17 protein-coding genes are annotated in these 17,946 nt (G+C 62.5%); 8 read left to right on the top strand and 9 right to left on the bottom strand.

Annotated elements, in window-relative coordinates; all coding sequences use genetic code 11:
- Positions 1 to 167: 167 nt before the first annotated feature.
- The 3 genes from M1D89_RS13250 to polA all read right to left on the bottom strand — a co-directional run bounded on the left by M1D89_RS13250 (position 168) and on the right by polA (position 5,210).
- A complete protein-coding gene (locus M1D89_RS13250; protein WP_498644070.1) occupies positions 168 to 1,121 on the bottom strand; it encodes a polysaccharide deacetylase family protein in 954 nt (317 codons plus the stop codon).
- A gap of 48 nt (positions 1,122 to 1,169) precedes the next feature.
- Complete coding sequence (locus M1D89_RS13255) at positions 1,170 to 2,483, bottom strand: GNAT family N-acetyltransferase (protein ID WP_498644072.1); 1,314 nt, start codon at positions 2,481 to 2,483, stop codon at positions 1,170 to 1,172.
- 84 nt (positions 2,484 to 2,567) lie between these two features.
- Positions 2,568 to 5,210, bottom strand: coding sequence for a DNA polymerase I (gene polA / locus M1D89_RS13260; RefSeq protein WP_498650953.1), 2,643 nt, complete (start codon positions 5,208 to 5,210; stop codon positions 2,568 to 2,570).
- Between the two features lie 160 nt (positions 5,211 to 5,370).
- Between polA and M1D89_RS13265 the strand changes: the two genes are divergently transcribed.
- Positions 5,371 to 5,835, top strand: a complete 465-nt coding sequence (locus M1D89_RS13265) for a hotdog fold thioesterase (RefSeq protein WP_498644074.1) — start codon at positions 5,371 to 5,373, stop codon at positions 5,833 to 5,835.
- Positions 5,836 to 5,862: 27 nt separating this feature from the next.
- On the opposite strand, the gene M1D89_RS13270 is transcribed toward M1D89_RS13265, so the two are convergent.
- From M1D89_RS13270 to M1D89_RS13290, 5 genes are all read right to left on the bottom strand, one after another.
- On the bottom strand, positions 5,863 to 6,402 hold the full coding sequence (locus M1D89_RS13270) for a dihydrofolate reductase family protein (protein WP_498644076.1): 540 nt from the start codon (positions 6,400 to 6,402) through the stop codon (positions 5,863 to 5,865).
- A gap of 50 nt (positions 6,403 to 6,452) precedes the next feature.
- On the bottom strand, positions 6,453 to 7,571 hold the full coding sequence (locus M1D89_RS13275; RefSeq protein WP_498644078.1) for a hypothetical protein: 1,119 nt from the start codon (positions 7,569 to 7,571) through the stop codon (positions 6,453 to 6,455).
- Positions 7,572 to 7,667: 96 nt separating this feature from the next.
- Entirely contained in the window at positions 7,668 to 7,889 is a 222-nt protein-coding gene (locus M1D89_RS13280) for a hypothetical protein (RefSeq protein WP_017199697.1), read from the bottom strand.
- Positions 7,886 to 9,091, bottom strand: a complete 1,206-nt coding sequence (locus M1D89_RS13285; RefSeq protein ID WP_402932547.1) for an inorganic phosphate transporter — start codon at positions 9,089 to 9,091, stop codon at positions 7,886 to 7,888. Before M1D89_RS13285 ends, M1D89_RS13280 begins: the two co-directional genes overlap by 4 nt.
- A gap of 181 nt (positions 9,092 to 9,272) precedes the next feature.
- Positions 9,273 to 9,791, bottom strand: coding sequence for an HAD domain-containing protein (locus tag M1D89_RS13290; protein WP_498644081.1), 519 nt, complete (start codon positions 9,789 to 9,791; stop codon positions 9,273 to 9,275).
- A 161-nt stretch (positions 9,792 to 9,952) separates the two neighbouring features.
- Here M1D89_RS13290 and kynA point away from each other — a divergent pair, with 161 nt between their 5' ends.
- The 3 genes from kynA to M1D89_RS13305 are packed head-to-tail and all read left to right on the top strand — an operon-like array spanning position 9,953 to position 12,999.
- Positions 9,953 to 10,822 carry a tryptophan 2,3-dioxygenase gene (gene kynA, locus M1D89_RS13295; RefSeq protein WP_498644083.1) on the top strand — a complete coding sequence of 290 codons (870 nt, stop codon included), beginning with the start codon at positions 9,953 to 9,955 and terminating at the stop codon, positions 10,820 to 10,822.
- A 46-nt stretch (positions 10,823 to 10,868) separates the two neighbouring features.
- Complete coding sequence (gene kynU, locus M1D89_RS13300; protein WP_498644085.1) at positions 10,869 to 12,107, top strand: kynureninase; 1,239 nt, start codon at positions 10,869 to 10,871, stop codon at positions 12,105 to 12,107.
- A gap of 7 nt (positions 12,108 to 12,114) precedes the next feature.
- Positions 12,115 to 12,999, top strand: coding sequence for a PaaX family transcriptional regulator (locus M1D89_RS13305; RefSeq protein ID WP_498644087.1), 885 nt, complete (start codon positions 12,115 to 12,117; stop codon positions 12,997 to 12,999).
- A 7-nt stretch (positions 13,000 to 13,006) separates the two neighbouring features.
- On the opposite strand, the gene M1D89_RS13310 is transcribed toward M1D89_RS13305, so the two are convergent.
- Positions 13,007 to 13,738 carry a GntR family transcriptional regulator gene (locus tag M1D89_RS13310; RefSeq protein ID WP_498644089.1) on the bottom strand — a complete coding sequence of 244 codons (732 nt, stop codon included), beginning with the start codon at positions 13,736 to 13,738 and terminating at the stop codon, positions 13,007 to 13,009.
- A 142-nt stretch (positions 13,739 to 13,880) separates the two neighbouring features.
- Here M1D89_RS13310 and M1D89_RS13315 point away from each other — a divergent pair, with 142 nt between their 5' ends.
- From M1D89_RS13315 to M1D89_RS13330, 4 genes are all read left to right on the top strand, one after another.
- A complete protein-coding gene (locus M1D89_RS13315; RefSeq protein WP_498644091.1) occupies positions 13,881 to 14,819 on the top strand; it encodes an N-acetylglucosamine kinase in 939 nt (312 codons plus the stop codon).
- A 92-nt stretch (positions 14,820 to 14,911) separates the two neighbouring features.
- Positions 14,912 to 16,051 carry a LolA family protein gene (locus M1D89_RS13320; protein ID WP_498650954.1) on the top strand — a complete coding sequence of 380 codons (1,140 nt, stop codon included), beginning with the start codon at positions 14,912 to 14,914 and terminating at the stop codon, positions 16,049 to 16,051.
- Positions 16,048 to 17,064 carry an ABC transporter ATP-binding protein gene (locus tag M1D89_RS13325; RefSeq protein ID WP_498644093.1) on the top strand — a complete coding sequence of 339 codons (1,017 nt, stop codon included), beginning with the start codon at positions 16,048 to 16,050 and terminating at the stop codon, positions 17,062 to 17,064. The genes M1D89_RS13320 and M1D89_RS13325 overlap by 4 nt, the downstream gene beginning before the upstream one ends.
- Positions 17,054 to 17,938 carry an ABC transporter permease gene (locus M1D89_RS13330; protein ID WP_498644095.1) on the top strand — a complete coding sequence of 295 codons (885 nt, stop codon included), beginning with the start codon at positions 17,054 to 17,056 and terminating at the stop codon, positions 17,936 to 17,938. Before M1D89_RS13325 ends, M1D89_RS13330 begins: the two co-directional genes overlap by 11 nt.
- Positions 17,939 to 17,946 lie beyond the last annotated feature (8 nt).

The following is a 17,946-nucleotide window of genomic DNA, read 5'->3' on the forward strand; positions in this document are numbered from 1 at the left end:
TGTGGATAGTTAGTCGGTCAGGCAAACCGCTGCCGCCCGGGTCCGGACGGCAGAACACGGCAAAATACCGGGTCATCCTGATTTGTGGATTAGTACAAATGGATGCATGCACGTAGTACACGCCCGTTTATTCTAGTCGCATTGGCAAAGCAGGGTCAAAAGGAGTGTCACGGCGACAGGACGTCTCCCAGTCGCGTAAATGTGACTCCGCGGTCCAGTAGCTGGGGCAGGGCGCGCGCATAGCCGCTGGCAGTGCCTGCGGCCGGTCTGTTGAAGTGCGAAATGACGATGTCTCCGGGCACTACCCGTCCCACTTCGGCGGCAACGGTGGCCGCCGAAAACGTTGCTCCGCCGTCGCCGTTGACCGTGAAGTTGACCGGCAGCATGCCGAGCCTCCGAGTCACCTCAACTGCGACGTCGTCGTAGAACGCAGTACCAGGACGGAAAAACTGGGGGACCTTGCCGCTGATCTCCTGCAGGATCGCTTGGTTACCCATGAGTTCGTCGTAGGCGGCGGCAACGGTGGCGGTCCCATGGATGCCATACGCCGCCCTCCCGTTCACCGACAGCGGGAGGTGGGCGGTACCGTGATTGGCGAGTTCGAATAGCGGGTCGACCGCCAGTTCAGCCGAAAGCGAGGGGTTGGCGTGGATCCATCGGCTGTTGACGAACAGGGTTGCAGGGACGTTGAGCCGGCGAAGAGTGTTCAGCAGTGCTTGGTCGCACGCCGTGCCTCCGGGGCCGCCGCAGGCGTCGAAGGTCAGCGCCACGTGATGCGACCGTGAATTGTTCACGACCCCCGTCACATGCAGCCCCCATTCCTTGGGGTGCCTTCCAGCGAACTCCCCCACGATCTGTTGCTTGTCAGGCATCGACTTGGGTGGAACAACCGGCGCGAGGGCGGCTGCGGCCTGCTCGCTGGACCTGGTGGCTATGGAAGGTGGCGGTATGGCCGGACCCGTGGGCAGGGTTCTTGGTGCAAGCGGGTTTGCGCTCGAAGCCTCGGAACCGGATGCGCCGCCCTTGGCCGCACACGCCACGAGGGCAGCGGACGCAAGGCCCGCCATTCCAAGCAGCACTGATCGCCGGCCGGCCAATGGCCGCCGCTTGGAATCCCCCATGGATGTCCCTATCTGATGGTGACTATGTGATTGTAAAGAAGCTGGTTCTTAGAAATGCGTCAGGCAGTGGGCGGACCGTTCGACAGCAAACAATTGCTGGGCCAGGAAGGCAGCTCCCGCTGTTTTCTCGCTGATACGGCCGGCAGCGGCCATTGTTACCGGTGACACGGCCCCAAGGTAGATGGATGCCAGGTCTGTGACGTCCAGGGTGAGGTCCGGCGCCTCTCCGGACGCTTCATTCACGACGGCGGCAGCACCGCCGTCGGACTCCAGAACCCAGGTGCCGCCCGCCAGACCCAAAGAATCCGATACCTCCAGGACCAGTCTGCCGGCAACCGGGAAGCTGCGGGCGCGCAGGGCCGCAGGAGTATCGAGGATCCTGAGCCACAGCATGTCGCGGATCTCAGAGGCCTCAATGCACCGCGGATCCTCCAAGGCCCATGCCAGGGGGTCGTCCACGGGCGCTTCTGCCCACGTCACTTCGTCGATGAGGTCGATGCTGCCCAGAAAGCGCCACAGGTCCAGGTAAGCCGCGTTGCTTGCCGCGACGAGGTCCACGATTTCCATGGTGTACGGCTTGTGGTCCCAGCCTTTGAAACGGTAGGAAACGTAACCGTCCAGTGACCCGGACGGGTCATAGTGAAGGGCGCAGCGGACGGAGGTGTCCGGCTTGCCGTCGTGGCCGATGGAACCGGAAGCGAGCAGCCGGTAGTACTCCTGCCTGTCGACGGAACCCGGCGAGAGCCGCTGGACACGTGCAAAGACCTGCGGGGCTACATCCAACAACACGGCGGGATCGGCGACTTCAACGGTGCCCAGCGGCTGGCCCCTGAGGCGGAAGCGTGGGCCGGTATCAACCTTGATGCTTCGTTCAAAGGTGGCGACACCGAAACCGAAGCGGCCATAAATGGAAGCCTCGGACGCCGTGAGGGCGGCCATGGCCAGGCCGTCATCCTTGGCAGCCTCCAAGTCGGCGGTGATCATGCCGCGAAGAATTCCATTTCGCCGGTGGGTACCGCGTACTGTCACGGCGGTGACGAGGTTGGATTCAAGTTGGCGGCCAAAACCTATGTTCAGGGCCTTGCGCATAGTCGCGTAGGTTGCCACCGGAACGTCGGTGCCAAGCGAATGGACAGGCACGGTGCCATTGACATAGACACCTGTCAGTTCGCGCTTGTCTGTTTGGTAGGCCGCCAGGGTTTTGGCCAGGTATTCATCATCGCGCCGTTGTTGATGGAATCCGTGGGAGACGGCCTGCACCCACGTGGTGCAGCGGCCATAGCCGGGGTCGTCAGGATCGGCTACGGCTGGGAAACGTTGGACGGTGTACTTTCCGGACACTTTTTCATTGGGATCGGCCACGCCTTCGAGCCTAGTCAGACGCCGGAGGGCGCGCCACCATCAAGGCGGCGCGCCCTCCGGCGTTCCTCTGAAAGCTTCCCTGGACTAGTGCCCGGCCTCGTACCAGCTCGAACCAACGCCAATCTGGACATCGAGCGGGACGGACAAATCAGCCGCCGAACCCATCTGATCGATGACCAACTTCTCCACGGCTTCGCGTTCTCCCGGGGCCACTTCCAGGACAAGTTCGTCGTGGACCTGCAGCAGCATGCGCGACTTGAGGCCCTGGCTGGCGAGCTCCGCCGAGACACCGAGCATGGCGCGCTTGATGAGGTCCGCCGCTGAACCCTGAATGGGCGAGTTCAGTGCGATGCGCTCGGCTGCCTCGCGAGCCTGCCTGTTCGTGCTGGTCAGGTCCGGCAGGTAGCGGCGACGACCCTCGATCGTGGCGGTGTAACCATCCGTCCTGGCCTGATCCACTACTCCACGCAGGTAGTCACGCACCCCGCCGAAGCGGTCGAAGTAGTCCTTCATGAGCGTTCGTGCCTCGTCCACGGAGATTTCCAACTGCTTGGACAAGCCGAAGGACGTGAGGCCGTACGCCAGGCCATAGGACATCGCCTTCACCTTGGAGCGCATGGCACTGGTGACTTCGGCCGGCGCCACGTTGAAGATCCGGGATCCGACGAAGCGGTGCAGGTCCTCGCCGTCACGGTATGCCTGGATCAGCGCTTCATCGCCCGAAAGGTGAGCCATGATGCGCATTTCGATCTGCGAGTAGTCGGCCGACAACAGGCACTCGTAGCCTTCGCTGACGACGAAGATGCCGCGGACACGGCGCCCCTCCTCGCTGCGGACCGGGATGTTCTGCAAGTTGGGGTTGTTGGAGGAAATGCGGCCCGTGGCTGCGATGTTCTGGGCGTACGTGGTGTGGATGCGTGCGTCGTCCGCCACGGACTTCTTGAGCGTCTCCACCATCTGGGCAAGCTTGGAGGACTCCCGGTGCGCCATGAGTTGAACCAGGAATTCGTGGCCCGTTTTCTCCAGCAGCCCCTTAAGCGACGCGGCATCCGTGGTGTAACCGGACTTGATCTTCTTGGTTTTGGGGAGGCCGAGCTCCTCGAAAAGGACCGTTTGGAGCTGCTTGGGTGAACCAAGATTGACCTCGTGGCCGATCGCCGCAAAAGCTTGCTCCTGGGCATTTTGGATCACCTTGGTGAGGTCCGCGAGTTGCTCGTCCATACGGTCTGTGGACACAAAGATGCCGGTCAGTTCCATCTGCGCCAGCACACGCGCCACCGGGAGCTCAAGCGTGGTCAGAAGGGCATCGGCCTTGCGCTCTGCAAGCTCCTTTTCGAAGTGCTTGCTGAGGGCATGTACGACGGCGGCATGCTGGACGAGGGCTGCTGCGGCAGCTTGATCTGTTTCGCCCGAAAGGTCAAGCTCCAGCTGGCCGGACTGGGCAGCGGCCGTGGCCAGTGAGATCTTCAAGTGGACCTGGGCGAGCTCGGCGAGGTCGTAGCTGCGGCGGTCCGGCTGGATCAGGTAGCCGGAAATGGAGGTGTCATCCACCACCCCTTCCAAGCCGAGGCCGCGGTTATACAGGGCCTTGAGCGCCGACTTGAACTCATGCAGGACTTTGGCTTCCTCGGGGTCCTTGAGCCAGCGTGCCAGGACCGCCTCAGCGGCGGCGTCGAGTCCTGTCAGTTCGATATAGGCAGCTCCGTTGTTCCTGACAACAGCCAGGGCACTCGCGTCGTCACCTATGCGTCCGGGCACCAACTGCACCGCGAGTGACGAACGCACGCCGGATCCCGCTGTGAAGAACGACTCAAGTCCTGCGGCGTCGTTGAGAACGGAATACTCGGGAGCTTCGATGGTGTCCGGGGCAGCTCCGGCGGTGTCGTCACCATAAAGATCAAAGAGGCGGGTCCGGAGCGTCCGGAACTCCAGTTCCTCGAACAATTCCTCGATGGCTTGCCGATCCGGACGCGGCTCGTGCAGGTCCTCCAACGTGATGGGCAACTCGAGATCGGTCAGCAACTGGTTCAGCCTGCGGTTGCGCTTGACGTTCTCAAGGTTCTCCTTGAGGGCCCCGCCAACCTTGCCGCCGATGGCGTCGAGGTTTTCGAGGATGCCTTCCAGTCCGCCATAAAGGTTGATCCACTTGGCAGCCGTTTTGGGCCCGACGCCCGGAACGCCGGGAAGGTTGTCCGCGGATTCGCCCACCAGGGCAGCGAGGTCCGAGTACAGGCTGGGTTTGACGAAATACTTCTCTTCGATGGCCGCGGCGTCCAGCTTGGGAATATTGCTCACGCCCTGCTTGGGGTACAGCACAAAAACGTTGTCATTGATCAGCTGGAACGAGTCCCTGTCCCCCGACACAAGGAGGACCTCGAAGCCGGCAGCATCACCTTGAGCCGCCAGCGTGGCCAGGACGTCGTCGGCTTCATATCCGGGCATGGCAATGGTCCTGATGCCCCAGGCTTCCATGACCTTGGCTATGAGGCCGATCTGGCCGGCAAACTCCGCTGGGGTGGCGTTGCGACCACCCTTGTATTCGCTGTACTCCGCCTTGCGGAACGTCGTGTCGTCAGAGACATCGAAGGCCACAGCGACGTGGGTGGGCTTCTGGTCCTTGATCAAGTTGATCAGCATGGACGTGAACCCATGCACGGCGTTGGTGTATTGCCCCCTGGCCGTGGAGAAGTTCTCCGCAGGAAGGGCATAGAAAGCCCGGAAGGCCATGGAGTGGCCGTCCAGGACCAGCAACCTTGGCCGGCCCTCCCCCGTGGCGCTGGTGGATGCTGTGGCAGAGGGGGTGGGTGCTGTAGCGATGGCAGCAGCTTGGGCCGTTGGAACCTGGTCCGGTTTGGTTGTTTCACTCACAGGTGCCAGCCTAGTTGGCATGATGGACAATTTCACGCCGAACCGGTTTGTCGACGAGCTCAATGACGCAGGTGTTCCCGAAGAGTTCCACGATTGGCTCTCAGCGCATGGCGTTGGCGCGCTGGTGGTTAAACTGGGCATCCGGTTTACGGAAATGAGCGCCGAGCGAATAGTGGCCACCATGCCGGTGGAAGGAAACACACAGGTGGCGGGCATCCTCCACGGCGGCGCGCATGTTGTCCTGGCTGAGACTTTGGGATCGTTCGCCGCATCCCTCCACGCCGGGAAGGGTCGCCATGCGGTGGGCATCGAGGTGGGGGCAACCCACCACCGCTCCGTTGCCGGCGGCATGGTGACAGGCACGTGCACTGCCATTCATCTTGGCGGGACCTTGGCCACCCACGAGATCGTCATCACCGATGACAAAGGGCGCAGGCTTTCAACTGCCCGGATCACCAACATGATCCGCGACAACCGTCACTGAGCTGGAATCGTCAGTGAACCTGAAGCGTCACGGCAATCGGTAGTGCAGTTCTGCGGCGGCCCCACCCAGGATTTTGGACGAAACCAACTCAAGTGGCGCCGTCGGGCCGTTGAGCGGCAACAACCGCTTTCCTGCACCCAGCACCACCGGAATGATGGTGACGATCATCTCGTGAAGCAGGCCGGCATTGGCGAATTGGGCCACGAGGTCGCCTCCGCCCACCAGCCAGACGTTCTTGTCCCCGGCGTCCTTGAGCAGGTCCGGGGCGAACTCCCGGACATCACCCCGGACAAAGGTGATATCCGAACCGGCCGGAGCGGAGTATTCGTGGTGCGTGAACACCCAGCAGGGCGTGTCCGGATACGGCCATTTGCCGGGTTCGTGTTCCATGAGCCAGCGATAGGTATCGCCTCCCATGGCGATACAGCCGACACCCGACATGAAGGACTCGATGCTCTCGTTCACGCCATCAACCTGGTCGAACTGCAGGAGCCAGCCAAGGTCGTCGTCCGGCGAAGCGATGAAGCCGTCAATGGTTGAAGCTACGTAGTACTGGAAAATCGACATGGCCTCAGACTAAGACATGACCCCGGACTAGTCAGTGGACCGGGGTTCCCCTACTTGGCAGATTTTTTGTTCGGCTTGATTGCGGATGCTTCATCAGGTGGCGTGGAATCCGGTGGTTTAGCTGCGCTATTCGGCGGACGCGGGGTGCTGCCGGGAACCGCGGAACTGTCATAGAAGAAGGTCACCGTTCCGGCGACTTCCACCGTGTCCCTGATCGAGATCCGGATGGCGTCCCTGCCGTCGGCCGGCGGCATTCGCAAGTACAACGTCTGATAGTCCCCTCCCCCGGCCACGATGTCCGGGACTATGGGGACATCGTCAAACAGGACCTCTCCCACCCGCACGTAGTAACCGTCCAAACGGACAATGGTGCCACCTGTTCCCGGACCTGAGGCCCGGGTCAACCCGGTGACGGGGCGCAAGTCCTCGTCCACCACGGTCAGCCCGAGCAATTGCCGGGGGCAGGCTTCTCCGGGCGACGGCTCCGCTTTGAAGATGCCGCCGGGATTGCTGCGGTACTGCGCCACCACAGATGCTGAGGTGGCGGCAACCCTGAACTCAAGGCACTGCCGTTGCGGGATCCGTGGGGTGGTGGCGACGGCGGCGGACGCCCGCTGCCAGTCGTCTTGGCTGCCGGTCTGAAGGGCGCGGCAGACGGCGGCACCCGCCCGCCAGACAGCCGCGTCCGGTGCGCCTGCCACACTTTGGGCCAAGGCGTCGCACTGGAATTGCTGGAGCAGGAGGTATCGCTGCCCCGGTGCTGGATCATTTGGCCCGATCGGTCCGGTCGGCACCCAACTCACCACGGTGGGATCCTGGGAAGGCGCCTGGGGGGCTGGCGTCTCCTGCGGTTGCGCGGTGGTGCTGGAACCGTGAGTGGGGCCGACGGCGGTGGGTTCGGGTGTTGGGGTCGTGGCATCCGCAGAGCTTTCCCCTGATGGGGTGGTTTCTGCTGAGGCGTCCGATGACGGGCCGCCCTTTGCCTGGGTCGATGGTGTCGTGCTCGCTTGCGCCGTGCTGGCTTGCGACGGAGTGTCCGCCGGTGCTGACGCCGAGTTCGAGCCAGGCGGGAGACCGTCCTGCCCAGTAGGAAGGCAGGCCGAAAGTCCCAGTATCAGGACCGGAACCAGCGCCAGTCCGATGAGATGCTCCCGGGTTTGGCACGTCATCACAACCCCACATCTGCCGGATCAGAACAACGCAGCTATGTGCATAACTACACTGCCGATTATTCTCCCGAACGGACGTGACGGCTAGAAAGGCCGCTACTTTGCGAAGTAGGGCACGATCAAGTAGATGCCGAACAGGACGGCCAGTGCGCAGAAACCAAAGCAAACAAACGCAAGCGAACGCACCAAAGCGGGCGATTTCTGCCTGGCGTCACCGGCGATGGCCGTGAGGCGTACACCCAACGAATAGAGCACCACCAAAGTAACGGCGGCCACGAGGGTGACTCCGGCCACCTGCAGCAATTCCAACCATTTCATCGCTGCACATCCTCGCTGGTGGTGGTCTTTCGGGACTTCTTCTTCTTACGGAACCGCACGGCGTGGCCGGCCTCTTCAACCTCGACGGCGTTGTGGTGGCCGACGTGCGACCTACGTGATACCACGAACATGAACAGGACAGCGGCCGTTCCCACCACTGCGGCAATGACCACGCCAACGACGCCGATGCTCACCAGGAGGGCTGTGAGCGCGCCGACGATGGCCGAGGCGGGGAGGGTGAACAACCATCCGAGGGCGATCTTTCCTGCGGTGCCCCAACGGACAGATGTGCCCTTGCGTCCGAGGCCTGAGCCGATGACCGAGCCCGAGGCAACCTGTGTAGTGGAGAGGGCAAAGCCCAGGTGGGATGAGGCCAGGATGGCCGAGGCGGTGCTGGTTTCAGCGGAGAAGCCCTGAGCCGGCTTTACTTCGGTGAGGCCCGAGCCCATGGTGCGGATGATGCGCCAGCCGCCAGCGTAGGTACCGATCGCGATGGCAAAGGCGCAGGCAGCAATGACCCAGAACTGCGGACCGCTGCCCGGTGCCTGCGTGCCTCCTGCGATAAGGACCAAAGTGATGATGCCCATGGTCTTCTGGGCGTCGTTGGTACCGTGTGCGAGGGCCACCAGGCTTGAAGTGAAAATCTGTCCAGTGCGGAAGCCGCCACGTTTCTGCGTGAGCTTGTCACCGGTTTCCGGGTCATGTCGCGAAGTCAAGGCATACGCGAGGCGGGTACAGATGTAGGCCACAAGGCCTGCGATGAGTGGCGCGAAGATGGCGGGCAGGATCACCTTCTGAAGCACAGTCTCAAAGTTGATGGAATGGAAGCCAATGCCCACAACTGCTGCGCCGATAAGGCCGCCGAACAGGGCATGCGAGGAACTCGATGGCAGGCCCTTGAGCCAGGTAATCATGTTCCAGAGCACAGCCCCCATGAGACCGGCAAAGATAATGTCCGGGGTGATGTGAATACCGTCGGACCCTTCCCGGATCAGTCCACCGGAAATGGTCTTGGCCACTTCCGTGGAGAGGAACGCGCCTACGAGGTTGAGCACTGCGGCCAGGGCGACGGCCGTCTTGGGCTTGATCGCCCCCGTAGCGATAGGCGTAGCCATCGCATTGGCAGTGTCGTGAAACCCGTTGGTGAAGTCAAAGAATAGGGCCAACGCTATTACCAGCGCGACCATGAAGGTGATATCCACCTGTTGCCCAATCTGCAGAGTCGTCGACGTTCAGCAGTTTCACTTCCCCATACCTGCCATCCACAGCATAGTTCAGCAATTGTTCAACTGACTCGGCTTGCGGGATTCACTCTGGCGGGCTTGAAACCTTAAGAATCCTACGTGCCATCCGGTGAGCGGACAAACGTGCGGATGCTCCGGTTCAGTCCAAATACGCCCGTACGGCCGCGAGGTCGCTGCGGGACAGACCCTTCCGGGGATCCGGTGAGATGCAGAGCACACGATCCTGCCTGTATTCGGCCCAGGAACGGGCATCGGACTCCTGGCTGAGTTGGTCGTCAAGCCAAATGATCCGCTCGCTGCCGGCAGTGACGAGATCCTTTTGGAGGGCCGTCAGCTTCCACCATTCGGCGCCCTCGTCCCACCCTTGGCTGGTCAGCACTGGCCAGTCATGCCCCTTCAAGCCGATGGCAGGGCACAAAAACTCGGGGGCCAGGCGTTCCCAAGTAGTAAGCCAGACGAAACGCGCAGCTGGATGCTCCGCCAAGTCGTTGAGTTCGGCAACAACTTCCGGCGCATACGCGACATCGAGTATTCCTGCATCTGCGATGGTCCATTCGCCACCCCAGTCAGTGGTTCCCGTGGGGCTGAAGGGGTTCACTACACCGTCGACATCCAGATAAACGGAAACCGGCACTATGGCGCCTTGCCTGGAGTTCATGGCCAGTCCCCCCTTCCCCAATGGTTGAGCCTCAGCCCCAATGGTTGAGCCTCAGCCTACGGGACAACGGCGCGGGTAGCGCTGGACCGCCGGGAGCAGAGTGCCAAGATCCCCAAATATCATTCTCTTGACGTTCGTCATGGAAGTGATAATCTCGAAGTATGGAAAAGCCCACAGTCCATTCCGCCCAAAGCGTCCGAGATATCGAGGACACTGTCCGTACGGATTTCCGGCATGCAATGTCGTACGGCGGATATCTGGACCTTGACCGCCTGCTCAGCTCCCAGCACCCCCTTAGCGAGCCCGAACATCACGACGAGCTGCTGTTTATCATCCAGCACCAGACCAGCGAGCTCTGGCTGAAGCTGGTCCTCCACGAATTGCTGGAAGCCCGGCGGCTTTTCGACGCCGACAACCTCGGCAAGGCACTCAAGTGCATCGCCAGGGTCAAGGCCATCCAGCGCACCATGACTGAGCAATGGTCCGTGCTTGGAACGCTCACACCCCGTGAGTACGCCCAGTTCCGCGGATTCCTGGGGAGCTCGTCCGGGTTCCAGTCCTACCAATACCGTGGCGTCGAATTCCTGCTCGGGAATAAGAACCGCGGCATGCTGCGCGTCTTCGAAAGTGAACCCGAGGCTCACACATTGCTCGGAAAGCTCCTTGAGGAACCCACGCTGTATGACGCCTTCCTCAGGGTCCTCGCGCGCGCCGGATACGACATCCCGGCCGACATTCTTGACCGGGACACGAGCGAGCCGTGGACGTTCCGCAAAGATCTGGTCCCCATCTTCCAGAAGATCTACGAATCGGACGAAACCCCATGGGGCCTCTACGAAGCCTGCGAGGACCTGGTGGACATTGAGGACAACTTCCAAGCTTGGCGCTTCCGCCACCTTCGGACGGTCCAACGCACCATCGGCTTCAAGGTAGGCACCGGCGGATCCTCAGGCGTGGACTTCCTTAAGCGCGCCTTGGACCTCACGTTCTTCCCCGAGCTGTACGCCGTCCGCACCGAAATCGGCAACTAGCAACACCGCCCGGGCACTGCCGCCCAATACTTCCGCAGGAGGAACCATGACCACAGCACAGCAGACCCAAAATCCGACGTCGGCCGAGCTGGACGCCGCTGATCCCCTCGCCGCCCAGCGTGATGCTTTTTACGCGCCCGACGCCGATCAGCTCGTCTCATATCTGGACGGCAACTCGCTTGGGCGCCCGTTGAAGGTCACCTCCACGAATCTGGCTTCTTTCGTTCAGGACGCCTGGGGCAGCCGCCTCATCCGCGGGTGGGATGAGCAATGGATGGACGAGCCCACCGTAGTGGGCGACCGCATCGGCGAAGTGGCCTTGGGTGCCGCTCCCGGGCAGACCACAGTGGGTGACTCCACCTCGGTGATGCTCTACAAGATGATCCGTGCTGCGGTCGACGCGCAGCCAGGCCGCGACGAAATCATCATCGATCGCGACAACTTCCCAACAGACCGGTTCATTATTGAGGGCATCGCCAAGGAGCGCGGGGCGAGCATCAAATGGATCGCCGCGAACCCTGCCAGTGGTGTGCGGGCGGAGGATCTGGACGGGCTGCTGGGCGAGCGGACCGCCGTGGTTGTCCTTAGCCATGTGGCCTACCGCTCCGGATTCCTGGCCGATGCCAAGGGAATCACCGCCAAGGTGCACCAAGCCGGTGCCCTCATGCTGTGGGACCTGTGCCACTCCGTTGGCTCCGTGCCTCTGAACCTGGACGAATGGGGCGTTGACCTTGCCGTCGGATGCACCTACAAGTACCTCAACGGCGGGCCAGGCTCACCGGCCTTCGCTTACGTCAATGCGTCACAGCAGGACCGTTTGCAGCAGCCCATCTGGGGTTGGATGGGTGCGGATAACCCGTTCGGGATGACGGAGTCGTACAAGCCCGCGCCGGGCATGCGCAGGTTCATCACGGGAACGCCTCCGGTGTTGGCCATGCAGCCCCTCAAGGACATGGTGGAATTGATCGCCGCGGTGGGAATGGATGCCGTCCGTGAAAAGTCGATCAAGCTGACCGAGTACGCGATCGCGCTTTCCGAGGAGCTCCTGGTACCGCTTGGCGCGGAGATTGTGAGTCCCCGCAATCCCGCCGAACGTGGTTCGCACATCACGGTGGACCACCCGCTCTTCGCCGATGTCACCGCCAAGCTGTGGGAAAAGGGTGTCATCCCTGACTTCCGCCCCCCTCACGGCCTGCGCATTGGACTGTCACCGTTGAGCACAAGCTACGCCGAGGTTGAGCTGGGAGTCGCAGCCATCCGCGACGTCCTCTCGGACCTTCTGTGAGCCGGAAATGAGTGCCGTCCTTGACGACATGGACTCCCGCCCCGGGAGTACAACGTCGCTTCTGCGCACCGTCATCGGCCTGTATCTGCGTGATGCCGGCGGCTGGATGGCTGCCAGGGACATAGTGACGCTCATGGAAGCCCTGGGCACGTCCGGGACAGTAACCCGGACGGCTCTGGGCCGTCTTCGCAAGAAGGACGTGGTGTTGCAGGAGACCCGTGATGGTGTCCCCGGGTTCACCCTCACCGAGGGCGCGGCAAGCATGTTGGCCCGCGGGGATCGTCGGATCTACAACCCGCGCAGCATGTCACCGTCGGATCCCTGGTGCTTGATCTCCTTCTCCATACCCGAGACGGAACGCGAGAAGCGGCATCAGCTACGGCGCAGGCTCCACTGGATCGGCTGCGGTACGGTTGCCGCCGGACTATGGATTTGCCCTGATTCGCTTCGGGTGGAAGTGGAGGAAATTCTTTCCGACCTTGATCTCCGTGCCATGGCCACAATCTTCGTCACGGCTACACCACTGGTGGGTGGCAGCCTTCAGGATGCTGCGGCCAAATGGTGGGACCTGGAGGCAGTCGCCGAGCTGCATAGGGACTTTATTCGTCAACATGGCAGCGGCAACGGGACTGGCAATGGCGAGCTTCGGCGGCATGCCGGTCAAGCCATGGAGCCCTCCCCTGAGGCGTTTGCTACCTATGTCCAGTGCATCGACCGATGGCGGATCATCCCCTACCTTGATCCCGGCCTGCCATCAGCCTTCCTGCCTGCGGACTGGCCCGGGGCGGAGGGCATTGCCCTCTTCAGCCGGATCGTCGCTGCCTCTGCGGAACCGAGTGCGGAGTTTGTGCGCAACACGCTGCGGGAAACTGCCGGGGCTACGGTTTCCTGATGGCGGGTTAGCTCCCTGACTTCACACGCGACACGAACCGGAACCTGTCGCCGCGAAATGCGCTGCGGGTCCACTCCACCGGCGCGCCGGCCGCATCCCGGGCCAAACGGTGGACCACCAGCAATGGTGCTCCCATTTCGATTCCCAGCAGCCTGACATCCGCTGGCCCGGCGAGGGCTGTCTCCACCGTGTCCTCAACGTCGGCCACCTTGACCCCGTAGACATCCGCTAGAACGGAATACAGCGAGCCGGTCTTGGCCAGGTTTGACTTGAATCGCGGCAGCTTCCCGGGAAGCCAGGCGATTTCATGCGCCAACGGCTCCCCCTCAATCAATCGGATGCGCTCCAGCCGGGTCACAGACTCACCTTGGTCAATCCCCAGATGGGCGGCGACCTCCGCATCAGAACGAAGGACACTGAGGGCAATCACCCTGGAATCCGGCCGCAGGCCCTGGGTCCGGGCGTCATCCGAAAAGGAGGTCAGCTGCCGGACGTGCGTCACCTTTGGTGGCGCCACGAACGTGCCGTGGCCTTGGATGCGCCCCAGCTTTCCCTCAGCCACAAGCTCGCTGATGGCCTGCCTGACGGTGGTCCGGGAGGTCGTATATTTTTCGGCGAGGGCACGCTCGGTGGGAATCAGTGTGCCCGGTTGGAGTCCGGCTATCAGCCCGAGTACCTCGGTTTTCAGGAGGTAGTATTTGGGCGTTGCGTGCTCTACTTCGCTGGACATATTGGACATCCTACTTATGGACAACGCTATTGGTCTATGCCAATGTTGATCGAGTTGGTCTAAACCCGCACTGGAACCGCTTCCGAAGACCGTCACTTATCCGAAAGTTCGCACCCGAAACGAAGGGACGTCAGTTGGAGGAAATACAGCAGTGGAACACCACCGAGTCGGCGGCGGTCCTGTGAGTCCCGCTGTTCTTGGCCTCCACATAGGCGGTTCCAAGACGCACGCTGTCAGGTCCGATACGGTACAAGGCGACGTTGACTCCCAGGCCGGCTCCGGTGTCGAAATCACCGAGGCCAGCGCCAATCTGTCCTCCGTTGGGCATCAAGGAGCCGATGCCGTGCTGCGCCGGATCGCCGCAAGCGTGGGCGGCGGAATCGAAGCCGTATGTGCCGGAGCAGCCGGAGCAGACACTCCGGCCAGTCGTGCAGTCCTCTCCGCCCTGCTCACGGAGCGTTTCCCCGGCGCCAAAATCGACGTCGTGCACGACACCCGAATTGTGCTGGCGGCAGCAGGCCTCGACGCCGGAGCAGTGGTGGTTGCGGGGACCGGGTCTGTGGCGTGGGGCCGAAACCGTGACGGACGGGAAGCGCGTAGCGGAGGTTACGGGTACCTGCTGGGCGACGAAGGCGGCGGCTACTCGGTGGTGCGCGACGCCGTCCGGGAGGCGCTCCGCGAGTACTACGCGGGGCTGGAACCCGGCACCCTGGTCAGAGCACTCATGGCGGCTACGGCCAGCGTGGATGCCTTGCAGCTCATGGACTCCTTCTACGCCAAGCCCGAACCTGATTATTGGGCCGGCTTGGCCCCGCTTGTCCTGGACCTGGCAGCGGAGGGCGATCCCGCGGCGTTGCGTATCCAAGCGGAGGCCGCGCACGCGCTGGCTACGCTTGCCCGACAAGTCATGGGCGAGCTCGGATTGGACCTGCCGTTGGTCATGGCCGGCGCCCTGTTAGTGAATCAGAGCCAGCTCGCCGCGGCCGTGGCGCGCAAGATGTCCTTGGAAGATCCGTCCTTGATCCGGATCCTTGCACAGCCCCCGGTCCATGGTGCTGTGGAATTGGCCCGTCAGTTGATCCAGGTATGAGTCAGCTGTTCCAGGAGCAATCGGGCAGGTGATCGGCGCAGCCAACCGGAGTAGTCTGGATTCATGCCTCTCACAATCGGTGGTTGGTAGCATTGGCGCGGACCAGGCAGCGGTGGCTGCCGGCTCTGTTGATTCCTCTTGCCTTGGCGATTGCAGTACTGTTTGGCTCGGTCCAAGCCGGCGCCACCGTTTCCCTTCCGCCGAAGCCAGCTGAAGAAATCCTGGCAATGATTGCGCGTACCGAGGTGCGTGCGTTGTCCGGCACTGTGCAGCAAACCGCCGAGCTGGGGTTGCCGGAAGTTCCCACGCCAGGTCCAGGCATCGCCCCGGGCGCCGTCTCTGCCCTGGAGTTCCTGACTGGCTCCCACACTGCCCGGGTCTATGTGGATGGACCTCTGAGGGCACGGTTGCAAGTTCTGGACCAGATGGCCGAACGTGACGTGGTCATCAATGGCGTAGATGCCTGGTTCTACAACTCAAGGGACAACAGCGCTACGCATCTGACCGTACCTGCCAAACCGACCGTTCCGGAGAAATCCGAGCCACACATGCTCCCGCCGGACATGCCTGCGCCTGACATGCCAACGCCAGACATGCCAACGCCGGAGGCCATGGCCAGCCGATTCCTCGCGTCCGTGGATGCCAGCACGGAGGTGACAGCTGCTGAATCTACAACAGTCGCGGGCCGCAGCGCTTACTCTTTGGTCCTTAACCCACGCAGTAACGAAACCCTGGTTGACTCGGTGACCATCAACGTCGACTCCGAAACCGGCCTGCCTTTGGGCGTCGAGGTGCGGGCCAATGGACAGGCCGAACCAGCCTATTCGCGCGCATACACCCAGTTGGACCTTTCCACGCCGGATGCTGGGTTGTTCAATTTCACCCCGCCGCCGGGAGCCACCGTCACTGAGAAAGTACTGCCTGTGAAGCCCGCGCCTTCCATGGCCTTGCCATCTGCGCCGGTACCCGATCACGCCCGCCCGGTACCTGACGTACGTGGTCTCGGGGCATCCGTCACTGGCAACGGTTGGGATTCCGTGGTCTCCCTGCCCGCCGGTTCTGCTCCGGCGGAACTCACGTCCAATCCCCAGCTATCCCAAGCCCTGCAGCCTGTTGGGGGCGGCCGGGCATTGACGACCTCGCTGCTGAACGTGTTGATTCTCGACGACGGTCGCATCTTTGCGGGCATGGTGCCTTTGGATCGGCTTCAGTCAGCCGCTGCCGCCCAGTGAATGAACCCCGGACTGCCGCCTCTGTTGGTGCAACTGAGCGCGCGATTCCAGTCCGCTCGTCTGATCTCGCCATAGAAACGCACGGACTGGTAAAGCGCTTCGGTCATCGGCCGGCGGTGGACGGCATCGACCTGGAAGTTCCCCGCGGCTCTGTGTTCGGCTTTTTGGGACCGAATGGATCGGGGAAGACCACCACCATCCGGGTGCTGCTGGGCCTGGCGTCGGCAAGCAGTGGTGACATCCGCGTCCTTGGCAAGGAGATGCCTCAGGCGTTGGCTTCCGTGCTGCCGGACGTCGGCGCTTTGGTGGAAGGTCCTGGTTTCTACCCTTTCCTGTCGGGGACGGGAAACCTGCTGCGCTTGGATGCCGCCGACCGTCATGGGTCGTCGTCAACCAGACGGCAACGTGTCCGCGACGCCCTTGAGCGGGTGGGACTTGGCCACGCCGCCGGAAAGAAGGTGCGCGCATATTCTCTGGGTATGAAGCAGCGCCTCGGTTTGGCGAACGCAATGCTCAGGCCCCGGGAGCTCCTGGTTTTGGATGAACCAACCAATGGGTTGGACCCCCAGGGCACCCGTGAAGTCCGCAACCTGGTTCGCTCCCTCGCTGCGGGCGGGACCACAGTATTCGTGTCCAGCCACTTGCTTGCGGAGGTGGAACAAATGTGTACCCACGTGGGCGTGATGAGCGCCGGCCGCTTGGTGGCACAGGGTCCCCTGGATGAGCTGGGAGCTGTCGGGCAGGCTCACGTTGTGGTGCAAACGCCCGACGTCGAATTGGCGTCCAGCGTGTTGACGCGCCTTGGCCTGGTTCCCGGCGAAGCGCCGGGAACCGGCAGCCCGTGGGGCACCACCGCGGTGTTGGGCACCGGGATCAACGGCCTTGAACCGGAGGCGATCGTAGCTGCGTTGGTTGCCGACGGCGTCCGGGTCCGTGGCTTCATAGTGGAGAACGCGAGCCTGGAAGAGCGTTTCGTGTCCCTCACCGGGGAGGGGTTCGACGTTGTCGGCTGAAACCACTGATCCTTCCCAAGCGACTGGTCCTCCCCCAAAGACTGCCGAGCGTCCTGGCATCGGATGGGCGCTCCTGGGCTCAGAATTGTCCGTGCTGTTCAGGCGGCTCCGGACGTGGGCCATGCTGATCGCCCTCGCCGCCGTACCTATCTTGATCGCAGTGGCCGTCAAGTTGTCGTCCCGTCCCACCGCTCCTGGCCGCGGGCCATTGTTCCTGGATCGCATCACCCAGAACGGCCTGTTCGTCGCGGTCACTGCCTTGGTGGTATGTGTTCCCTTGTTCCTGCCACTTACTGTCGGCGTGGTGGCCGGGGATACCATCGCCGGGGAGGCGAATCTGGGAACCTTGCGGTACCTGCTCCTCGCTCCGGCCGGGCGGATACGCCTGCTGCTGGTGAAGTATGCGGGGGCCGTCGCTTTCTGTTTCGCCGCGACCGCAACGGTGGCAGCGTCCGGCGCCTTGGCCGGCGTCGTACTTTTTCCTGTGGGTCCGGTGACTTTGCTGTCCGGCGACACAATTAGCGTGGGTGAGTCGGCCATGCGGTCATTGCTCATTGCTGCCTACATCACGGTGTCCCTGCTGGGGCTGTCCGCAATCGGTCTCCTGATCTCCACCTTCACGGACGTGCCGGTGGGCGCCATGGCTGCCACCATTGTGCTTTCCGTGGTGTCGCAGGTGCTCGACAACCTGCCCCAGCTTGAGTGGCTGCACCCCTGGCTGTTCAGCCACCACTGGCTGGGCTTCGCGGACCTGCTGCGGCAGCCCATCGCGTGGACATCCTTCGGGGAGAACGCACTCCTCCAAACCGGATACATCGCTGTTTGCGGCGCGATGGCGTACGCGAAATTCTCCAACAAGGACGTCTTGTCATAGCTTTGTCG

Source organism: Arthrobacter sp. D3-18 (assembly GCF_054408525.1).

Coding starts and splice junctions, on each gene's coding strand:
- M1D89_RS13250 (WP_498644070.1), bottom strand. CDS start 1,121: ATGGGGGATTCCAAGCGGCGGCCATTGGCCGGCCGGCGATCAGTGCTG.
- polA (WP_498650953.1), bottom strand. CDS start 5,210: ATGGCCTTCCGGGCTTTCTATGCCCTTCCTGCGGAGAACTTCTCCACG.
- M1D89_RS13265 (WP_498644074.1), top strand. CDS start 5,371: ATGATGGACAATTTCACGCCGAACCGGTTTGTCGACGAGCTCAATGAC.
- M1D89_RS13270 (WP_498644076.1), bottom strand. CDS start 6,402: ATGTCGATTTTCCAGTACTACGTAGCTTCAACCATTGACGGCTTCATC.
- M1D89_RS13275 (WP_498644078.1), bottom strand. CDS start 7,571: ATGACGTGCCAAACCCGGGAGCATCTCATCGGACTGGCGCTGGTTCCG.
- M1D89_RS13280 (WP_017199697.1), bottom strand. CDS start 7,889: ATGAAATGGTTGGAATTGCTGCAGGTGGCCGGAGTCACCCTCGTGGCC.
- M1D89_RS13290 (WP_498644081.1), bottom strand. CDS start 9,791: ATGAACTCCAGGCAAGGCGCCATAGTGCCGGTTTCCGTTTATCTGGAT.
- kynA (WP_498644083.1), top strand. CDS start 9,953: ATGGAAAAGCCCACAGTCCATTCCGCCCAAAGCGTCCGAGATATCGAG.
- kynU (WP_498644085.1), top strand. CDS start 10,869: ATGACCACAGCACAGCAGACCCAAAATCCGACGTCGGCCGAGCTGGAC.
- M1D89_RS13305 (WP_498644087.1), top strand. CDS start 12,115: ATGAGTGCCGTCCTTGACGACATGGACTCCCGCCCCGGGAGTACAACG.
- M1D89_RS13310 (WP_498644089.1), bottom strand. CDS start 13,738: ATGTCCAATATGTCCAGCGAAGTAGAGCACGCAACGCCCAAATACTAC.